Source organism: Mycobacterium sp. TH-M116 (assembly GCF_057473685.1).
Genome location: NZ_JBYCLC010000279.1, coordinates 1 through 2,466, shown reverse-complemented (window position 1 = coordinate 2,466; position 2,466 = coordinate 1). Strand labels below are relative to the sequence as shown.

At 72.3% G+C, this 2,466-nt stretch carries 1 protein-coding gene; it reads left to right on the top strand.

Annotated elements, in window-relative coordinates; translation table 11 throughout:
* Positions 1-169 precede the first annotated feature (169 nt).
* A partial coding sequence (locus AC2VOK_RS14000; protein ID WP_428901022.1) for a sensor histidine kinase occupies positions 170-2,466 on the top strand: 2,297 nt, incomplete at its 3' end.

The window sequence follows — 2,466 nt, the reverse complement described above, 5'->3', positions numbered from 1 at the left end:
CGATTCTGGTGACCTGGGCCGTGGGCTGTCATACTCGTCGGGTTGCCACGTGTTGACCGTTCGCGCCCTCTGCGCTCGGCGGGTGGAATAAAGCAGGAAGTTTCATGAGTCTCTGGTTTGTCTTGGCGCTGAACGCGAGCGCAGCGGCCGGTCACGCGGCCGCACCCGCGTGACCATGTTCACCCGCCCGGCCCGTCTGGTCGCGGCGGCACCGCCCGGGTCCACCCCGGCCCCCGCGCCCGACGGGCGTCGAGCGGAACGCCCGGCGGCCTGGTCGTTGAGGAACTGGCCGGTCCGTTGGAAGGTGCTGGCGATCGTGCTGGTGCCGCTGATCCTGGCGACAGTTTTCGGCGTGCTGAGGGTCCACGGCGCGATGGCCAACTCCGGAGACCTCAAGCTGGCTGCTGCCCGCGCGGACGTGCTGCCGGCGGTCACCAAATACATGTCCGCCATGGACGTCGCTCTGCTGGCGGGCTCGACCGGTCGTGACGTCGCGGGCGCCGCGAAGAACTATGAGGCGCGCAAGTACGAACTGCAGCAGCGGCTGGCCGACACCGACGTCACCCCCGACGTCCGGTCGGGGGTCGACACGCTGCTCAACGGCGGTCGGGCGCTGTTGGACGAGGTGGCCGACAACAGCATCGGCCTGCGGGAGCGGATCACCACCTACGCCCCGCTCCTGCTGACGGCCGAGGACGTCATCAACGCCTCGGTGCGCGTCGACGACCAGCGGATCCGCACCCAGACTCAGGGCCTGAGCCGGGCGGTGGGGGCCCGCGGGCAGATGACGATGCAGAAGATCCTGGTCACCCGGGGGGCCGATCTGCCCGAGCCGGCGCTGCGGACGTCGATGATCACCCTGGCCGGCACCGAACCGTCGACGCTGTTCGGGATGAGCCAGGTGCTCGGGGTCGGCTCACCCGAAGCCAAGGCGCTGCAGCAGCAGATGGTGACCCGGATGGCGATCCTGTCCGATCCGGCCAGCGTGCTCGTCGACAACCCGGATCTGCTGCGCTCGATACAGACCACCGACGACGTTGCCGGCCGGATCATCGACGACACGACGGCTTCGATCACCACGTCGGTGCGCGCCGAGGCCGCCGACCGGCACGACGCCGCCGTCGTGGATGCCGTCCTGGTGGCGGCGGCGATCCTGATCGCAGTGATCGTCGTCCTGCTGGTGGCGCGTGCGCTCGTCGTGCCGCTGCGCGTGCTGCGCGACGGCGCGCTCACCGTCGCGCACACCGACCTCGAAGAGGAGGTGGCCCGGGTCAAGGCGGGTGGCGCCGAACCGGTCCCGCAACCGCTGCCGGTGCACACCACCGAGGAGATCGGCCAGGTCGCGCACGCGGTCGACGAGCTGCACACCCGGGCGCTGCTGCTGGCCGGCGACGAGGCTCGGCTGCGGTTGCTGGTCAACGACATGTTCGAAACCATGTCGCGGCGCAGCCGGTCCCTGGTCGACCAGCAGCTGTCGCTCATCGACCGGCTGGAGCGCGACGAACAGGACCCCGAACGCCTGGACAGCCTGTTCCGGCTGGATCACCTGGCCGCCCGGCTGCGCCGCAACAGCGCCAACCTGCTGGTCCTTGCCGGTGCGCAGCTCGCGCGTGACCAGCGCGAACCGGTGCCGCTGTCGACGGTGGTCAACGCCGCGGTGTCCGAGGTGGAGGACTACCGCCGGGTCGAGATCCTCGGGCTGCCCGACTGCGCGCTGGTCGGTGCCGTTGCCGGGGGCGTGATCCACCTGTTCGCCGAGCTGATCGACAACGCGCTGAGCTACTCGCCGCCGACGACGCCGGTCCGGGTATCCGGCACACCCGGCGGTGACGGCGGCGTGCTGCTGCGGATCGCCGACGCGGGCCTGGGCATGAGCGACGCTGACCGGCGCATCGCCAACACGCGGCTACAGGAGGGCGGCGACGTCGCCCCTGATCCCACTCCCGACAATGCCCGGCACATGGGATTGTTCGTGGTGGGCCGGATCGCCGCCCGGCACGGCATCCGGGTCGGGCTGCGCGGCCCGGCGGGCCACGAAACCGGGTCCGGCACGACGGCCGAGATCTACCTGCCGCAGGCCGTGCTCGACGGCGTGGCGCCGGCCCCGATGGAGGCGCCGCCGGCCCCGGTGGAGGCGCCGCGGGCGTCGGGGCCGCGGGCGTTGTCGGTCGCCGCGACGGGCGCCGAACCTGCCGGCGCCCCGTCGGCGGATCCGGTGTCCGGGCCCGAGCCGGCGCCCCCGAGCGGATCGGGCCCGACGGTCACCCTGTTGCCGCGCCGCAACCCGGGCTCGAGCGGCATCACCGAGGTTCCCACCCTGCCGGCGCAGGAGCAGCCCCTCCGCGGCCGCCGCGAGCTGGCCACGCCGTGGTGGGAGAGCGGCCGGCGGGCCGCACCGGAGCCGGCCGCCGAAGCCCCGAAGCCCCCAGAGACACCGAAAGCCCGAGAGACACCGAAAGCCCGAGA